This is a genomic window from Streptomyces sp. NPDC044704, assembly GCF_056433525.1.
This window is the reverse complement of the sequence record NZ_JBWKGY010000004.1, coordinates 132,989-149,714: the sequence shown is the minus strand read 5'-3', so window position 1 is coordinate 149,714 and position 16,726 is coordinate 132,989. Positions and strand designations below refer to the sequence as shown.

General features: G+C 71.6%; 19 protein-coding genes. 10 read left to right on the top strand and 9 right to left on the bottom strand.

Annotation, left to right across the window (positions count from 1 at the left end; translation table 11 throughout):
• Window positions 1-35: 35 nt before the first annotated feature.
• A complete protein-coding gene (locus tag AC07B0_RS11430) occupies window positions 36-743 on the bottom strand; it encodes a VanZ family protein (protein ID WP_469378269.1) in 708 nt (235 codons plus the stop codon).
• Window positions 744-859: 116 nt separating this feature from the next.
• A complete protein-coding gene (locus AC07B0_RS11425) occupies window positions 860-1,747 on the bottom strand; it encodes a LysR family transcriptional regulator (protein ID WP_356873808.1) in 888 nt (295 codons plus the stop codon).
• A 227-nt stretch (window positions 1,748-1,974) separates the two neighbouring features.
• Between AC07B0_RS11425 and AC07B0_RS11420 the strand changes: the two genes are divergently transcribed.
• Entirely contained in the window at window positions 1,975-3,183 is a 1,209-nt protein-coding gene (locus AC07B0_RS11420; RefSeq protein ID WP_478897727.1) for an NAD(P)/FAD-dependent oxidoreductase, read from the top strand.
• Between the two features lie 130 nt (window positions 3,184-3,313).
• Here AC07B0_RS11420 and AC07B0_RS11415 read toward each other — a convergent pair whose 3' ends face one another.
• A complete protein-coding gene (locus AC07B0_RS11415; RefSeq protein ID WP_356873812.1) occupies window positions 3,314-3,976 on the bottom strand; it encodes a deoxynucleoside kinase in 663 nt (220 codons plus the stop codon).
• A gap of 396 nt (window positions 3,977-4,372) precedes the next feature.
• On the opposite strand from AC07B0_RS11415, the gene AC07B0_RS11410 reads away from it, so the two are divergent.
• Complete coding sequence (locus tag AC07B0_RS11410; protein WP_478898173.1) at window positions 4,373-6,109, top strand: Imm49 family immunity protein; 1,737 nt, start codon at window positions 4,373-4,375, stop codon at window positions 6,107-6,109.
• 41 nt (window positions 6,110-6,150) lie between these two features.
• On the opposite strand, the gene AC07B0_RS11405 is transcribed toward AC07B0_RS11410, so the two are convergent.
• The gene (locus tag AC07B0_RS11405; protein WP_478897725.1) at window positions 6,151-6,477 is read right to left on the bottom strand and encodes a hypothetical protein; all 327 of its coding nucleotides are present in this window, start codon (window positions 6,475-6,477) and stop codon (window positions 6,151-6,153) included.
• Window positions 6,478-6,590: 113 nt separating this feature from the next.
• Here AC07B0_RS11405 and AC07B0_RS11400 point away from each other — a divergent pair, with 113 nt between their 5' ends.
• Window positions 6,591-7,199, top strand: coding sequence for a hypothetical protein (locus AC07B0_RS11400; RefSeq protein ID WP_478897723.1), 609 nt, complete (start codon window positions 6,591-6,593; stop codon window positions 7,197-7,199).
• Window positions 7,200-7,344: 145 nt separating this feature from the next.
• Here the strand turns inward: AC07B0_RS11400 and AC07B0_RS11395 are convergent, their stop codons facing one another.
• Entirely contained in the window at window positions 7,345-7,782 is a 438-nt protein-coding gene (locus tag AC07B0_RS11395; protein WP_469378278.1) for a hypothetical protein, read from the bottom strand.
• An 81-nt stretch (window positions 7,783-7,863) separates the two neighbouring features.
• Here AC07B0_RS11395 and AC07B0_RS11390 point away from each other — a divergent pair, with 81 nt between their 5' ends.
• The 4 genes from AC07B0_RS11390 (at window position 7,864) to AC07B0_RS11375 (ending at window position 9,593) form a co-directional block, all read left to right on the top strand.
• The gene (locus AC07B0_RS11390) at window positions 7,864-8,247 is read left to right on the top strand and encodes a VOC family protein (protein WP_469378280.1); all 384 of its coding nucleotides are present in this window, start codon (window positions 7,864-7,866) and stop codon (window positions 8,245-8,247) included.
• Window positions 8,248-8,467: 220 nt separating this feature from the next.
• Window positions 8,468-8,719, top strand: a complete 252-nt coding sequence (locus tag AC07B0_RS11385; RefSeq protein ID WP_356873824.1) for a YlcI/YnfO family protein — start codon at window positions 8,468-8,470, stop codon at window positions 8,717-8,719.
• A gap of 2 nt (window positions 8,720-8,721) precedes the next feature.
• Window positions 8,722-9,093 (top strand): toxin Doc, encoded by a 372-nt coding sequence (locus tag AC07B0_RS11380; protein ID WP_467295274.1) that lies wholly within the window; start codon window positions 8,722-8,724, stop codon window positions 9,091-9,093.
• Between the two features lie 35 nt (window positions 9,094-9,128).
• Window positions 9,129-9,593, top strand: a complete 465-nt coding sequence (locus AC07B0_RS11375) for a hypothetical protein (protein ID WP_478865117.1) — start codon at window positions 9,129-9,131, stop codon at window positions 9,591-9,593.
• A gap of 154 nt (window positions 9,594-9,747) precedes the next feature.
• Here the strand turns inward: AC07B0_RS11375 and AC07B0_RS11370 are convergent, their stop codons facing one another.
• Both AC07B0_RS11370 and AC07B0_RS11365 read right to left on the bottom strand, forming a co-directional pair.
• Window positions 9,748-10,536, bottom strand: a complete 789-nt coding sequence (locus tag AC07B0_RS11370) for a hypothetical protein (RefSeq protein ID WP_469378286.1) — start codon at window positions 10,534-10,536, stop codon at window positions 9,748-9,750.
• A gap of 68 nt (window positions 10,537-10,604) precedes the next feature.
• Window positions 10,605-11,153: a MarR family winged helix-turn-helix transcriptional regulator gene (locus AC07B0_RS11365; RefSeq protein ID WP_469378288.1), complete on the bottom strand. Its 549-nt coding sequence runs from the start codon at window positions 11,151-11,153 to the stop codon at window positions 10,605-10,607.
• A 169-nt stretch (window positions 11,154-11,322) separates the two neighbouring features.
• Between AC07B0_RS11365 and AC07B0_RS11360 the strand changes: the two genes are divergently transcribed.
• Window positions 11,323-12,453, top strand: coding sequence for an NADH:flavin oxidoreductase (locus AC07B0_RS11360; protein ID WP_469378290.1), 1,131 nt, complete (start codon window positions 11,323-11,325; stop codon window positions 12,451-12,453).
• A gap of 247 nt (window positions 12,454-12,700) precedes the next feature.
• Entirely contained in the window at window positions 12,701-14,377 is a 1,677-nt protein-coding gene (locus AC07B0_RS11355; protein WP_469378652.1) for a serine/threonine-protein kinase, read from the top strand.
• 406 nt (window positions 14,378-14,783) lie between these two features.
• Here AC07B0_RS11355 and AC07B0_RS11350 read toward each other — a convergent pair whose 3' ends face one another.
• Both AC07B0_RS11350 and AC07B0_RS11345 read right to left on the bottom strand, forming a co-directional pair.
• Complete coding sequence (locus tag AC07B0_RS11350) at window positions 14,784-14,963, bottom strand: three-helix bundle dimerization domain-containing protein (protein WP_469378292.1); 180 nt, start codon at window positions 14,961-14,963, stop codon at window positions 14,784-14,786.
• 291 nt (window positions 14,964-15,254) lie between these two features.
• Window positions 15,255-15,794, bottom strand: a complete 540-nt coding sequence (locus tag AC07B0_RS11345; RefSeq protein ID WP_356873838.1) for a hypothetical protein — start codon at window positions 15,792-15,794, stop codon at window positions 15,255-15,257.
• A gap of 509 nt (window positions 15,795-16,303) precedes the next feature.
• Between AC07B0_RS11345 and AC07B0_RS11340 the strand changes: the two genes are divergently transcribed.
• Entirely contained in the window at window positions 16,304-16,573 is a 270-nt protein-coding gene (locus AC07B0_RS11340; protein ID WP_478897719.1) for a DUF6406 domain-containing protein, read from the top strand.
• Window positions 16,574-16,726 lie beyond the last annotated feature (153 nt).

The following is a 16,726-nucleotide window of genomic DNA, read 5'->3' as shown; positions in this document are numbered from 1 at the left end:
CGTATGCCGAGCGGTGCGTCCACCGGGCACCCGACTCAGACCGCCGCTGCCGGAGCGGGGCGGGGCCGGTCCGACGGGGCCTCCGCCGTGGTGCGCCACCAGCGGCGCGAGGCCAGCCCGGCCAGTACGGCGCCGACCGCGTTGACCAGTACGTCGTCCACGGAGGACACCCGGTCCAGCAGCAGGACGTACTGTGCGGTCTCGACCAGGACCGAGCAGCCCGCCCCGAGCGCCAGGATCCGCGGCACGGACGCCAGCGCCGGGAACCGCATCGGGGCGAAGAACCCCAGCGCCGCGAAGACCAGCAGGTTGCCGCCGATCCCGAGCGGCCCCATCGTCGCCAGGTCCCGCAGCGGCACCAGGCTCACCGCGCCCGGCGCGGTGCCGGCCCCAGCGGCCCCCGGCATCATCGTCATCCACAGGAACGGAACCGTCCCGTGGACCATGCCCACCTCGGCCAGCGACATCCGCCACGCCGACGTGACGCCCGCGGCGCGCCGGCGGCGGGCCAGGGCCCACACCACCAGCAGGGCCAACGGCACCGCTGCCAGCGTCATCAGCACCACGCCGTTGAACGTGTCGAAGCAGCCGTGCCACCGCCCGGCCAGGCACTTCGGAGCGGACATCATCAGCGGCCGCCGCACGGCGTACACGGCGCCCGCCACACCGAGGACCGCGAGGCCGAGGAGCACGATTCCGCGCGTGCGGAGGAGCGGTGCCGACAGGGACACGTCGTTGTTCATGCCCCCATGGGACATGGAGGGCCGTCGCGGCGGCGTATCCGATTTCCGATACGCCCGCGATACACGCACCGCCGGACGGAACAGGTGCCCGCGCGCACGGGAACGGCCGGGCCGGGTCAGAAGCGCAGCGAGCCCAGGTCGCGGACCGTGTCGGCGAGGGCGCGGATGAGGTCGTTCTCGGCCTCGGTGCGCCAGACCAGGGCGAAGGACATGGCCGGCAGGTCGGGAATGGCAAGCCATCGGAGGTTCGGCATGCCCCAGTACCTGGTGACGTGGCTGGGGAAGCCGTGGATGATCTCGCCCATGCCGACTAGGTTGATCAGTTCGTCGGCGTTGGCCACCTCCTTGACGCGTTCGATGGTCCGGCCCCTCGGGGTGAGGAAGGGCAGGTAGCTGTCCTCCCAGTAGTCCGCCATGCCGGTGGCGGTGGCGTGCGGGAAGTCGGCGAACGTCTCCAGGGCCACGGAATCCCGCTCCGCGAGGCGGTGGCCGGAACTCACGGCGAGGACACGGGAGTCGGTGCACAGAACGGGCCCCACGGTGAAGTCCGGTTCGTTCACGGGCAGCCAGACGACGATGACGTCCATGTCCCCGGCGCGGAGCCGTCCGAACACATCGCTGAAGGGCGCCGGACGGATCTGGAGCCCCCACTGCGGGTGCCGCGATCGGAACGCCTTCCAATAGGGGTGCAGATCGACGACGTTGAAGGGCAGCATGCTGACGCGGAGCTGTGCGGTGATGCCGGAGGCGGCCAGCCGGGCGCGCTCCAGGGACTCGTGCAGACCCGCGTAGACCGGTTGGAGATCGTCACGGAACTGCCGGCCGATCTCGGTCAGGCACACGGAACGGCTGGTGCGGCTGAACAGTTCGGCACCGATGCGCCGCTCCTGCTTCTTGATGGCCTGACTGACCCGCGCCTGGGAAACGCGCAGCCGCTCCGCGGTCCGTCCGAAGTGCAGTTCTTCGGCCAGTACCAGGAAGATCTCGATGTCCCGCAGCTCCACCGGCTCCCCTGTTCTCCGGCGATAACCAGGCGGTTATCGAACAGCGCGGAATCTTACATTGATCATGGCCGCCGCTCGCAAGAGGGTTGAGGACATGCGATCCGACCCGCGCGACCGACATGCCCCACCGCCGCAGTACCGCGGGACGGTGTGGTGCCGGCACCTCGTGGAGCCGGGCCGCGCCGATCGGCCGTCTCCAGGCCGAACCCATAGACGAAGGACTCTCCATGACTGAGAAGAACACCAACGTGGTAGTGATCGGCGGCGGTTACGCGGGCGTCATGGCCGCCAACCGCCTCACCCGGCGCGGCGACGTGTCGGTGACGCTGATCAACCCGCGCCCCTCGTTCGTCCACCGCATCCGGCTGCACCAGCTGGTCGGCGGGACCGACGACGCGGTCGTCGAGTACAGAGAGGTCCTCACGGAACGGGCCTCCCTGCTGGTCGACACCGCGACCCGGGTCGACGCACCCGGGCGCTACGTGCAGCTGGCGTCGGGCGCGAGCATCGGCTACGACTACCTGATCTACGCGGTGGGCAGCGGCAGCGCCGACCCGACCGTGCCCGGGGCCGCCGAGTTCGCCTACCCGATCGGCACCCTCGAGGAGGCGGAGCGGCTGCGCCCGGTCTTCGACGCCGCATCCCCGACGGCCGCGGTGACGGTCGTCGGCGCCGGTCCGACGGGGATCGAGACGGCCGCCGAGCTGGCGGAGGCGGGCCGCGCCGTGACCCTGGTCTGCGGCGGCGCCCTCGGCCCCTACCTGCACGCCCGGGGCCGGCGCTCGGTCGCCCGGCGCCTCACCAAGCTCGGGGTGACCGTGCTCGAAGGCCCCGGCACGAAGGTGACGGCCGTGACCCGCGACGCCGTACGGCTCAGCGGCGGCCGCACCGTCCCGAGCGGGGTGACCGTCTGGACCGTCGGATTCGGCGTGCCGGACCTGGCCACGCACAGCGGGCTGAGCACCGACGCCGTGGGCCGCCTGCTCACGGACGAGACCCTGACCAGCGTGGACGACGACCGTATCGTCGCGGCCGGGGACTCCGCGGCGCCGTCGGGCCTGCCGCCGCGGATGAGCTGCCAGGCGGCGATGCCGATGGGCGCGCGGGCCGCCGACACCGTGCTCAGCCGGATCGAGGGCGAACGGCCCGCCGCGCTCAACCAGGTTTTCGGAGCCCAGTGCATCAGCCTGGGCCGCGGCGACGGCATCTTCCAGTTCGCCGACCGGTTCGACCGCGCGGTGTGGTTCAACATCGACGGCCGTCTCGGCGCGAAGCTCAAGGAGCTCGTCTGCTCGGGCGTCGTCAAGCACCTCGCCGAGGAGGCCCACAAGCCGGGCGGATACAAGCTGCACCTCATGTCCCGGGGCGGCGCGCGCCAGCGGGTCCTGGAGACGGCGGGCGACAACACGCCGGTCACCGCCACGTCGCCCGTCTAGCCGGCCGGCCCCGGGCCCGCAGGGGCCGCGGCCCGGGCCCCGTACCCGCCCCGGCTAAGGGTCCCGCAGCGGCAGCCGCCGCCGCTGCGGGAAGCCGCGGCCGGGGCGCTCCGAGGGACGCTCCCCGCGGTCAGGCCCGGTGCCTGATCGCGGCCAGGGCGTCCTTGACCTCCCGCACCACGCGGGCCGCGTCCTCGGGCTCGTTCACCACGTCGGTGTGGTTCATGTCGATGACGAGGACCTCGCTGGCCGAGTAGTGCTTGTGCACCCAGTCGTCGTAGCCGGACCACAGGGTCCGGTAGTACTGCACGAGGCCCTCGTCCTGCTCGAAATCGCGGCCCCGCAGCCCGATGCGGTGCATCACCGTCTCGAAGTCCGCCTTGAGGTAGACCATGAGGTCGGGCGCCTTGCGGTACGGCAGACCGTCGATCTCGCGCATCATCTCGTTGAGCAGCCCCTCGTACACGCCCATCTCGAGGGAGCTGATCCGGCCCAGGTCGTGATTGACCTTGGCGAAGTACCAGTCCTCGTAGATGGACCGGTCCAGGACGTTGTCGCCCTGCTTGTACGCCTCCTTGATCGAGGCGAACCGGGTCTGGAGGAAGTACAGCTGGAGGAGGAAGGGGTAGCGTCTCGCCTGGATCTCTTCGGGGCTCGCCGTGTAGAAGAGCGGAAGGATCGGATTGTCCTCCACGCTCTCGTAGAAGACCTCGCTGCCCAGCTCCTTGGCGAGCAGTTCGGCCACACTCGTCTTGCCGATCCCGATCATGCCTCCGACGCAGATCACTGACATACCTCACTTCTCCCTGGGGGTCTTCTGTACGTGGGCGGGTGGGCTGGGCACCTCACACCACTGAGACGCACGCCGACGGGCACGTGATTCCCCGGGAGCTTCATGATCAGCGTCATACGGTCCCCGTCCGGACCGGAATCCCGACGCAGGCCGTGCACAGCGACGCCCCGCAGCCCTGCGGCCAGCCTGAATCTTAAATGACGATGCGACCGGGACCGTCAAAGCGTCGGCGGTGCGACGCACTCCGCGACGCACTCCGCGCCGCACTCCGCCACGCACGGCCGACAGCCGCGAGCCGCTCCCGGAGCGACGACGGCCCGGCCTGTCAGATCCCCCGCCTAGGCTGTCCCACGGATTCGATCAAGGAGCGGGGCAGTGCGAATAGAGCGTCACCAGGTGGGCGGACCGATCGTGTCGGCAGCACGGCAGGACTTCACGAACCGCATCGGGGGTCAGGTGCGGTCCATGTCGAGGGCCGGCCGGATGGCCACGTACGAATGGCAGGCGATCGCCGAAGAGTTCCTCGACTACCTGGGCGCCCTCTCCGTCGAGACGCCCGACCTCGACACCGCGGAGGCCAAGGCCGCCCTCAAGGACGCCGCCGAGGCCGCGGCAGGCGCCGTCGCCTACGCGGCCTACCACCCGCACTGCACCTTCCAGGTCTTCCTGGAGTACGTGGACTTCGGCATGAGCTACGACCCGGGCGAGGACGCCCCCGAGGAGAGCATCACACCCGGGGAGTGGATCGACGCGCTCTGTCTGTCGGTCCTCAGGGACAAGGCGAAGTGGCACGGCGAGGCCTTCCACTTCGCCCGGCAGAAGTTCGCCGCGGGTGCGCGGGGAACGTCCACCGGCGAACTCGCCACCGGACTGACCGCCGTGGTCCTGGACGACACCGGCGAGGACGAGGAGTACCCGCCGGGCGCGGAGGCCAAGCTCGCCGCCGTCGACGCGGCGCTGGAGCGCATCGGCGTCCGCGCCGGAGAGACGGGCGAGCCCCTCCTCGACCGGCCGGACAGCGTGGCCCTCCGTGCGCTGCGGGCACTGGCCGCAGCGGAGCGGGAGGCCTTCGATGCCGCCCTGGCCGACCTCCTCATCGGGCACACCACCCTGCACGGCCCCACGGCATCCCCCGGCACCCTGCTCCCGCTCGTCCCCCTGGCCCTCGCCGCGCTCGCCTACCGCACCCAGGGCTGGGCCCCTGCCGTCCGGACCGACTACCTCCCGCACGCGCTCGTCACCAGCTTCGAGGACCGGGGCCCGCGGGTCGCGGGGTTCGGCCGGGACCGGCGGCCGGACGCGGTGGCCGCGCTCGCCGCAGGGCCGCTGGTGGTGGAGCGGCCGGCCTTCGACTGGACGGTGGGCCCGCAGATCGAGGCCATGTACGAGGAAAACGTCCGGGAGGCGCTCACCCCCGTCGACGGGGAGCCCCTCGCCGTCTGGCGGCTCGGCAGCGTCATGGGCGATCAGGAACGCCTCTTCAAGTGGCGCGCGGGATCCCCCGACGGTGTCACGGACGCCCAGCTCGCGAACCTCCGGTCGGCCTCTCAGATGGGGGCGGCCCTGTTCCGCATCGCCCTGGCGGAACCGGGCACGGAGGTCGAGGTGACCATCGACGGCCGCACGCTGCGCTACCCGGCCGAGCGGGACGAGGAAGCAGGCGCCGCCGGCTGGCAGAAGGCCGTTGCCCTGGCCCTGATCACCGGAGTCCGCGAGGAACTCGCCCCGCTGGTCCTCACCGGCCCCGCCTTCGCCCGCCCGGACGGCTCCGCTTCCGCCGCGTACCGCGAAGCCCTCCACGCCTACCTGAAGGGCACTGATCCCGAACCGGCCGTGCAGCGGGCGCTGCAACAGGACGAGCAGGCCGAGGACTGGGGCTTCGCCATGCCACCGGCCGTACTGCTGTCGCAGCTCGTGGCGGGCGACGAGGAAAGCTTCAACCTGGCCCTGGCCGACGCGCTCGAAGCCCACCGCGACCACTACCGGGTCGCCGACCGCGCCAACGGCCCGGATGCCTCCGTCAACCTCGACGTCCTCGCCCTGGCCTGCCACGCACGCCGCCGGGGCTGGGCCGTCCGCGTCGAATCCCCGTACCTCCCTCAGGAGCTCCTACGGGCCGCTGAACCCTTCTAGACCCTGGTACGGGGGCGACGGCCTGCGCGCGGGACGGATCCCTACCGCCAGCCGGTCACGGAGCGGATCCGTTCCAGCTCCTCGCCGGTCGGCGTACGGAACGCCAGCCGCTCGCCGTACCAGTCGAGCGCGCCGTTGCGAAGCCCGTCCGCCAGGCACTCAAGGCCCTCGGTCTCGAACATGTCGTTCGCGTCCGCGGGCCGGCCTGGTGCGGCCGTTTCGTACAGGATGACCTGGATGTAGTCGAAAGGCTCCCCACCCCGCTCGTACGCCGTCGTGCCGGCAGCCACGCGCAAGTAGAAAACACGCCCCTCGGCGTCGGCGCCAATCCCCAGAAGCCCATCCAGAGAAAACCGGTCCTGACCCACCCGACGGCCTCCTTCCCCCGCCGCCCCCACCACCGGCGGCGGTGGCCGTACCGGCCATTCTCCCAGTCCCGTCCGGCGCACTACCGGCCGGTGGGCGTCTGCTTCAATCAACCATGACGCGAATCGAACGAACTCTGGCCACCGGGGCTGCCCTCATCGTCTTACTTGCCGGTTGCGAAGCGGGCGGGGAGGCGGACGGAAATTCTCCGGGCAGCGCTATCGGCGTCACCCCGCTGAAGGATTTAGAACCAATTACTGTCGCCGGTGACCCCATGGCGGATGTTCCCGGTTCCCTCACGATTGTGGCCGAAATTAAATACGGTCACAATCGAATCATCGGCTACGTGAATGACGATTCCTGTGGGCTTCTGACTTTCTCTACGGACGACCCCGCAGTCAATCGTGCCCACTTGGTGTCGAAGTGGCCGGGCCCGGGAGAGGGAAGCAACGCACTTCCCGCCGGTCCGTACCACAGCGTTTCCGGAGCCGCTGGCGCGAAGGCCTGGGCGTCCCTGCGGTGCGGCCAGAACGCGATGGTGATCGAATATGTCTCCGACGGGCCTGCCGCCCCGCACGACGTCCGAGGCCAAGCCACCGCCGCGCAGCTCGCCGGCAACCCCGCGACCGTCCTGATCACCATCGGCGATCCCACCGTGCGCAAGCAGCTCGAGTACTGGGCGAAGAGTCCGGTACGGCCGACCACCTCCGGGCCCATCCGGTAGTCCGTCGATCGCACACCATCGCGCGCAGCTAGTCCCGGCCGCACTGCCTAGCGGCGCCAACGTACTTGGACTCCTCGAACCGAGGTCGGTATCGGACGCGGGCGGTGCCGTCCCGGATACAGGCGAAGGCGGGTGCGGGGCCGGATCATGCCGATGGGGAACGGCGAACCAGGCGTGCGTTGAGCACGACTTCGAGCCAGGTGTAGCAGTCACCTGTCCACAGCCCCACCTCGGCCCCGCACCCCGCGCACGCCAGGTTCGGCCCGTCGTGCCCGCCCGGCCCGCAGCAGCCGCCCCAACGGTGCAGGATCTTCGAGGTGCCCACCAAGTCGCCCGGGCTCAGCAGCAGGTCAACCGGCGTTCCGTGGCCCGCCCGGGGCTTCTTGAAGCCCTTGGGTGGCGGGCCCCATGCGATCCGTCCCGACTGCGGATCGAGGGCGAAGGTGCCCGCCGCCATGCGGGGCGGGCAGGGGTCCACGGGGGAGTCGAGCGGGGTCCAGGTCTCCGCCTCCGCAGGCGGGGGGACCTCGCGCACCGGAGCGGACAGGCGGGAGCCGCACGCGGCGCAATGAAACGTGATCACGACGCCATGATGCCCGTAGCCTGCGCGGAGCTGCGTTCAACTCGGTGGCGTCCGCAGTGGAAGTGGGGCAGGCTCGCGCGCATGGTTTCGATATTGCAGAACGTGGCGATCGACTGTGCGGATGCCTACGAGTTGGCCCGTTTCTGGAGCGGAGTGACCGGCCGTCCACTGCATCCGGAGGACAAACCGGGTGACCGGGAGACTCAGGTGATGCTGGCGGCGGGTCCAGTGCTGTACTTCAACCAGGTACCCGAGCCCAAGAAGATCAAGAACCGGATCCATCTGTGCTTGCGCCCTGAGACCTCGCGTGAGCAGGAGGTGGAACGGCTGCTCGGCCTCGGTGCCACCCTCGTCACCGATCGCCGTAATCCCGATGGCTCAGGCTGGGCAGTCCTTGCCGACCCCGAAGGCAACGAATTCTGCGTCCTCCGCAGCGACTCCGACCATGCCGCGATGAGTTCCTGACACCCACGCTCAACCCTCGTGGCCACGGGGCCGGCCGTAGCGGGAACCACATTCCTTGCCGGAGCCGTCCGCCGATCGCGGGGCTCGTCCCAGACGCCGCCCGGTGGTTCCTTCCGCGGGTCACGCCGCTCGCAAGCCGAGGCTGCACGCCGTGGGCGGCGGCGGGAGGTCTTTCAGGGAATCCACGCCCCTGCTGTACGGGCTGCTGTACGTTCGGGGCATGGCATCGAAACCCGTCACGATCCGAGTCCCCGAGGAACTCCACGCGCAGCTTCAGGAGCGTGCCGAGGCCGAGGGCACCACCGTCACCGCGCTCATCACCGAGGCCGCGGCCAACGCGGTGCGTGACCCGCGCCTCGAAGGGGCGGCCGAAGTGTTCCGCGCGTTCGTCGCGGAGCACGCCGCCGCGTTCGACAAGGGGTTCCCCGACGACGCCCCGGGCCGGCTGGACGCCGCGGGACGGGCCGCCTGACCGTGGAGCTCTCCATCGACATCCGCTGGCTCCTGGAGCGCCAGGCGGAGGTCCTCCCCAAAGAGCCGGTCATCCACGACTTCAGCGCTCTGGTAGCGGCCGTCGGACGCCACCGCGTCAACACCCCGAAGGTCGGCGCCCTCGCCGACAACGCGTGGCGCGCGGCCGCCCTGATGCACTCCGTCATCCGACTGCGCCCCCTCCCGGCCCGCAACGCGCTGTTCGGCGCGGGCACCGCCGTGGCCTACATGCACGCCGCCGGGGAAGCCATCGACGCCCCGTACGGTGCGCTGATCGACCTGGCCCGCGACATCGACGCCGGGCGGGCCGACGCGTACGACGCCGCCGACCGCATCCGCTCCTGGCGGATCTGACCGACCTGGCCCGAACCGCCGGAGGGGAGTCCGACATGGCCGACGCAGAGGTACCCGAAGACCCGGCCTCGATCGTCCGGGCGCGGTACGCCCTCTATGTGGAGACGCTCCGGGTCCGGATGCCCCAGCAGCAGTTCGACCTCCTCATGGAGGTCGTCCGCGAGTACGTGAAGGCCGGCGGCGGCCGGTTCCGGCTCGATCTGGAGCCGGAAGAGAGGGCGCTGTTCACCGAGGAGGTGCAGATGGAACTGCTGAACCTCCTCGGCCTGCTCGGTGCGATGGAACCCGGCCACGAGGACCGGGCCGACCACGTCGTTGCCCGCCTCGGTGACGGCGAGCACGCCAGGGCGGCGATGTCGCTGGTTCCCCCGGACGTCGCGGACGACCCGGAAAAGCTGCGGGCGCTGCGGGACGAGCTCGATGTCCAGCAGCACCAGCGCAGGGAGGACAAGCAGGTGGTGGAGGGGATCGCCCGGGCGAGCGGCATGTCCGACGACTGACGCACACGGGTCCCACACAGGTCCCAGGCGGCTCCCAGAAGGGTCACACCCGGGCAGCAGGCCCTGGCGGGCCGTCTCACGCGCACCCCGGCCAACGGCGGGCGACGGGCGACGGGCCGCACCTGATCGGTCCGGGGCGGGCGGCAGGCCGGAATCAGTGGGCCCAGGGCAGGCGTACGGCCTCGACCTCCGCGTCGTCGAGGAGGGCCTCGACGAGCCGGGCGGGGCCCGCCACCTTGGTGGCCCACAGGTCATAGTCCGTGCACAGGACCCAGGACCGGTCCCGGGCCCAGAGGTTGGACGGGGTCCAGCCGTCTTCCTCGGGGTGGTCGTACAACGCTTTGGCGTCCGCGAGCGTGCCGGCCCGGACGTGCAGGTTGTCGAAGTCCTCAGCCCCCTGCAACAGCGGGTTGTAGTAGGCGAGGCAGGGGGTCCGCGCACCCTGCGGGCTGTGCTCGGTCAGGACGTCGACCAGGCGGTTCCAGTCGGTCCGGTCCAGGCTCCCCTCGGACGCCCCCGTGATGCCGACCGGCCAGCCGCCCGGTTCCCGGAGCGAGGGGAAGGAGCGGTAGCAGGGCAGCTGCCCCTCGGGCGCCACGGGCTCACCGGTCCGCTGCGAGAGCTCCGCCCAGAGCAGTCGGCGCCAACGGGGGCCGTGGGGCTCGCCCGGCGTGCCCCCGAACACGTCCGCGGGGTCGAGACCCGGGATGATCTCGGGCCCGCCGCCGTTCAGCACTGCTCGTTGATACGCGACGAACGACATGTCGGTCGGCCCGAGTACGTGTTCGTACATGGAGTGGAGCACCCAGGCGGCGTCGGGCAGCGCGGGCGGCATGAAGCCGGTGAGCCCGTCATCGCCGGTCAGCTCCCGCAGCCAATCGGTCTCCCCGGCCGCGGCCAGCGGCCACCGGGCGGCCGCCCGTGCAGCGGAAGTCTCGTTCATCGGTTCAGGATCTCACCCGCCGCCAGGGCGAGCGCCGGGATCTTCCACAGGGCGGCCCGCAGGCGTTCCTAGGGACCAGGCGTCGGGGATTCGTGCGGGACCGGCGGGTGGCACGCGGCGCGGGCTTCGTCTTCCTCGGTGCGTTCCTCCGCGCGCGGCCAGTACCGGCCTTCGAGGGCCTCGGCGCTGCGGTTGAGCCGGACCAGGACGTCCTCCAGCTCCCGTACTTCCTCGGGGGACCAGCCGGCGACCACCCGGGCCAGGCAGCTCCGGTTGACCTCACGGTCTTCCGCGAGCCGGCGGCCGCCCTCGACCGTGATGCGCAGCTTGCGGGCCATGCCACCGTCCGGGTCCGCGACCCGCTCGGCCAGTCCGCAGCGCAGCAGCGCCGCCGTCTGGCGGTTCACGGTCGAGGTGTCGAGCCCGAAGGCCTCCGCCAACTGTCCGATGGACATGGGGCCTTGGGTGTCGATCCGGCTGAGCAGCAGGTACGCCGACCGCTCCAGGCGTTCGGGATCGCGCTCGCGCCGGGCAAGCACCTGGTGCCGCGACAGCAGCATCAGCTCCCGCTCCAGTTTCTCCAGCACTGCGCCTCCCGCTCCCTTCCGGCGCTCCATTATCGCGGACCTGTGGACCCGGGGGACCGGCGGACCCCCGCAGGGCCCGGCCTGCGGGCGGCGGGGCACGAGGACCCGGCGCTGCAATATGCATGATACATAACATGTGTACTATGCACTTCTCGTTGTCACCCGACGAGCCACAGCAGCCTCAATCCGGAGGACCCGCATGACCGCCACCCAGCCCACCGCCTCCCGCGCGGCCGAGATCCTCTCCCGGCCCGTCCAGCTGAACGGCCTGACCGTCCCCAACCGCATCGCGATGGCGCCGATGACGCGGATGTTCTCCCCCGGCGGCGTGCCCGGCGAGGACGTGCAGGCGTACTACGCCAGCCGGGCCGCCGCGGGTGTGGGCCTGATCGTCACCGAGGGCACCTACGTCGGACACGACTCCGCCGGTCAGAGCGACCGGGTGCCGCGGTTCCACGGTGAGGACCAGCTGGCGGGGTGGGCGAAGGTCGCCGCGGCCGTGCACGAGGCGGGCGGCACGATCGTGCCCCAGCTGTGGCACATAGGCATGGTCCGCAAGCAGGGCGAGGCGCCGTACGCCGACGCGCCCGCCGTCGGCCCCTCCGGCATCCGCGTCGACGGCACCGAGGGGACCGGCAGGGCGATGACCCGTACCGACCTCGACGACGTCATCGGCGCGTTCGCCGACGCCGCCGCGGAGGCCGAGCGGATCGGCTTCGACGGCGTCGAACTGCACGGCGCCCACGGATACCTGCTCGACCAGTTCCTGTGGGAGCGGACCAACCGCCGCACCGACGCGTACGGCGGCGACGCGGTGGCCCGTACGAAGTTCGCGGCGGAGATCGTGGCCGCGGTCCGCGAACGCGTCCCGGCCGACTTCCCGGTGATCTTCCGCTACTCGCAGTGGAAGCAGGAGGCCTACGACGCCCGGCTCGCGCAGACCCCGGAAGAACTGGAGGCGATCCTGGCCCCGCTGGCGGCGGCGGGCGTCGACGCGTTCCACGCCTCCACGCGGCGCTACTGGCTCCCGGAGTTCGAGGGCTCGGACCTCAACCTGGCGGGCTGGACCAAGAAGCTCACCGGCCGGCCGGCCATCACCGTCGGCTCGGTCGGCCTCGACGGCGACTTCATCCGCGCCTTCGCCGGTGAGGGAGCGGCGCTCGGCGACATCGACAACCTCCTGGACCGCATGGAACGCGACGAGTTCGACATGGTCGCCGTCGGCCGCGCGCTGCTCCAGGACCCGCAGTGGGCGGCGAAGGTACTCGGCAACCGCTTCGACGAGCTGAAGCCGTACGACGCGGAGGCGCTCAAGTCGCTTAGCCGGTAGCCGGTGGCCGTTCAGGCCTAGCCGGAAGCCGTCCCCGACGGCGGCGCGGCGTCACGGGGCGTGATGCGCTGGGCCCGGTCCCGGCGCGCCACGCCTCGGAGGCCGGGCCCCGGACTCGCGGCGCATCCGCCGTTCACGCAAGGGAGGCGGCAGCCGCGCGGTCCGCCTGCGGATCATGCATCTAGGCTTGTGCCCCGTCAGAGAGTCGAGACGGACGACCGGTCGTGGAACGGAGCATGGGGTGCCAGTGGGCCAAGCGGGGGAAGCGAACGACGGGGACCTGATCGGCAAGGTGCTCGGGGGACGCTACCGCGTGACCTCCGTGGTCGGCCGCGGCGGCATGGGCGTGGTCGCGCGGGCCGTCGACGAGCTGCTCGCCCGCGAGGTCGCCGTCAAGGTCCTGCGGGCCTACACCGACTCCAGTGACGCCGAACTCGCCGACCTGCGCACCCGGATGGAGCGTGAGGCGCAGGCCGCCGCCCGCATCCGGCACGGCGGCGTCGTCACCGTGCACGACGTCACGCACGAGCAGGGTCTGCCCGTCATCGTCATGGAACTCGTCGACGGACCCTCCCTCGACGAAGTGGTGACGCAGCGCGGCGCGCTCGACCCGCACGAGGCCGCCGCGATCGGCGCCAAGCTGATGGACGCGCTCGACGCGGCGCACCGCGCGGGCGTCCTGCACCGCGACGTGAAGCCCGGCAACGTGCTGCTGGAGCGCGGCGGCCGGGTCGTGCTCACGGACTTCGGCATCGCCACCATCGAGACCTCCGGCGACGAGGCCGTGGCGAAGCTGACCCGCAGCGGTGAGCTGGTCGGCTCGCTCGACTACCTGCCGCCGGAGCGCGCGCAGGGCCGGGAGCCCGGACCGGCCTCCGACATATGGTCGCTCGGGATGACCCTGTACGCGGCGGTCGAGGGCGTCTCGCCGTTCCGCCGCACCTCGGTGTGGTCCACGCTGGCCGCGATCGTCGGCGACCCGCTGCCCGAGCCGCGACGCGCGGGGCCGCTCGCCCCCGTGCTGCGGGCACTGATGGCGAAGGAACCGGAGGACCGGCCCACCGCCGAGCAAGCCCGCGCGATGCTGGAGCAGGTCGCGGCCGGCGGCGACGCGGTCCCCGAGGCGGCGCCCGCCACGGTCCAGCCGACCCCCTCCGCGCCGCCCGTGTCAGCGCCCGTCCCCGGCTTCGGGCCCCCGCCCCCGGCCGGATTCGACGCCGGCGCCGTATCGTTTCCGCAGCCCTACGCCCCCACCCCGCAGCCCGGATTCCCGTCGCACGGACTCCCGCCCGGTCAGCCGTTCACCGCCAACCAGTCCGGCTCGGCGGCCGCGGATCGGGCGCGGCGTCGCAGCCGTGCCGCGATGGCCGTGGCGGTCGTCGCCGTACTCGCCGCCGGCGGCGTCACCTACGCCCTGACCTCGGGCGGCGAAGACCCGGCGCGGGCGGTGGCCCCGACTCCGGCACCCGGCGGCTCCCCGGCCGCCGGCGGGCAGCCGGTCGCGCAGACCCCAGCCACGTCCCCCTCCGGCTCCGGGTCGCCCTCCGGCTCCGGACCCACGGCGAAGCCGTCCGCGAGCCCCTCGAAGAAGGGCGCCACGTCATCGCCCTCCCCGAAGGGCTCCTCACCCGCCCCGGCCAAGCCGAGCCCCGTCCCGACGGGCTGCGCCGGCTGGACCCACAGGGACCCGGCGCCGGGCACCTACGGCTACATCTCCGGCGACCACCACCTGCTGGGAGCGCCGTACCAGCAGTGCCCGAAGGGCAGCCTGGTCAAGAACGGCACCAAGCTCTGGTACCAGTGCTACATCGTCAACTCGTACGGAAACCAGTGGACGTTCGTGCGCGTGGACGGCACGAACGCCACCGGCTGGCTGTACAACCGCGACCTCAAGGGCCAGAAGGGCTCGTCCCCCGCCTGCTGAGACGACGCCCCGCCCGCCGGGCCCTCTACCGGTACGCAGACCGCAGCGCCCGCGGTGCGCATGCGCCGGCGGAGCCGATGGCGGCAGGGTCCTCTCCTGCTGTATATTGGATCTTGAGCTCGTGGCCGTGAACGGCGGCTGACGGGTCTGGCGTTGGTGGTCCAAGGAAAGACACCCCACTTCCCGTGGGGGGATGCAGGTGCAAGGCCTGCCCAGCGCTCAACCAAGGCCCCGGCCTCCTTCAGGAGGCCGGGGCCTTCTTGCGGAGCGGCTGGACCGCCGCGGCACGCCGAGGCTCCGCGCCGGCGGCCCTTTCCCCGCCCCGCCGACCCGGGCCCGGACCGCACGGCACACGTGCCCGACCTGTCCACGCCCCGGGACCCGGGACCCTTCGACACCTCGAGCTTCAGGCGGGGCGCTCCCGCTGTTCGGCAGGGGGCAGCAGATCCTTCGCCCTGCGCTCCATCAGGACCGGCAGGTAGGCACGGACACGCGCGTACCTGAGCTCCTCGTACGCCGTCCTCACGGAACTCTCCACCAGCTCCGGGTCCAGCTCGGGGTGGGCCGCCAGCAGTCGCTCCACCACCTGGCGGATGGTGAGGCCATCCTCCGACTCCGCCACCACGGACCAGCCTTCCCTCGAGAACCGACCCTGCTCAGTCTCCCGGAGCGGCCGCGGGCCCGGAAGTCGATCTTCCGGCGCTCTGCGCGTACCCCGGCCGTACCCACCGGCCCAAAAGGCCGCCGTACCGACTCCGGCTCCCGGCGCACGGGAGCCACCGCCCCTCGGCCTCCTCGGTTCTACCGGGCCCTGCTTTCATCCGATCGGGGGAAGCCTGCCGCCGCTGCCGAGCCGCTGTGCCCGCGGCGGCTGGGTTCATCGGCCCGTTGGTGCCTGAGGCGCGCCCCCGTACGAGGCGGCCAGCGCTTCGGCAACGGCGGTTGCATCTGCGTCGGCCACCTCGGCCGGGTACGCGGGCAGGAGGTCGTCCCAGACGGGCAGCCACGACCCGTACAGCTGGGTCTGGCCCTCGGGCCGGGCGAAGAACCACACGTGGAGGTGTGCGGACCCGTCCCCGATCCGGTACACGTGCGCCCGGCAGATGTGGGGCAGTGCCTGCACGTGGCGGACGATGTGAGTGGTGAGCACGCCCAGCTCGGCGGCCAGCTCGTCGGGCAGGTCGGCCATGTCGAAGTGGTCGCGCGGGTACAGCATCAGCACCAGCGGTACACCGACGCCCGGTATCCGGGCCAGCCGCCAGCGGTCGTTGAGCCAGACGCCCTCGTCGCGGGAGCGGCACTCGGCACAGTCCGCCGGGTCTTCGCCGTGCCGCGGCGGCTCGGGCAGAACGGGCGGGCGGAGCGCGGACACGCGCAGCCCGTCCGCTTCGAAGGGGCTGATGTCCCAGCCGGTCATTCTCGCCAGCGGAAGCCGAAGCTCATCATCCGCTGCCGCACGCGCGTGGTCGTAGAACTCATCGGGTCGCAAGGCCATGATCATAAGACTAGCTGCGCCCTGCACCTTGCCGGCGGTCCGCAGAAATCGGCGGGCGACCTATCGTAGTCAGTGAATTGGTGACCTGGGCGGGCGTTTGGTCGCCCGAGCGAGGCAGCGGCCACGCCGGCTCACTGACCTGTGGGGGCCGGTGCGTTGGCCGTCGGGGGAGAGGGAGCGTACCGGTGCGGACGACGGTTCCCGACGGCCGCACCGGCCGAAGCGGGGCGGTCGTCGTCACCGTTCCGCGGTGGGCGTGGGCAGGTGGTGCCACGCGTGTCCGCAGGCGCCCTTGCAGTACGTCCGCCAATCGCGCCGTCGGTGACCTCGCTGAGCACTGGCGTATAGCCTCGTAGCGATCGTCGGCGTTGAGCGAGTTGCGCGAAGGCGCGAGTACGGAGACAGTGGATGGCGCTTCGTTAGGAATGGAAATGCCTGAAATAGAGCGCGAATTCAGCGTCAGGGGAGGCCAGGTCATGCGACTGCCCTTCGGTACCGTCGGAGGGGTCGGGGCGATCGCGGCGCAGGAAGGGCAGCCCGCGCAGGTGCGACTGTTCATCGAGGTACCGGGCGGCGCGAGCGGACCCCGAACCCTGCCCCTGGGAGCCGAGTTCGCGCTGGCCAACGGCTCCTGGACCGTCGCCGAGATCAATGGTCCGGGCAGCAGCGAGTGGTCCGTCCGCCTCCAGCGGACCGACTGATACCCGTACCGAGACAGCCGCGGCGCCGCGGAGTCCCGCCAGGTTGCGGGACGGAGCCGCTCCGGCTCCTCGAGCGGCGCTCGCGGAAGGAAGCACGGCACACCCGCCAACGCCAACCGCACCATCTCCATCAATGCGGCGGGCCCACGATCT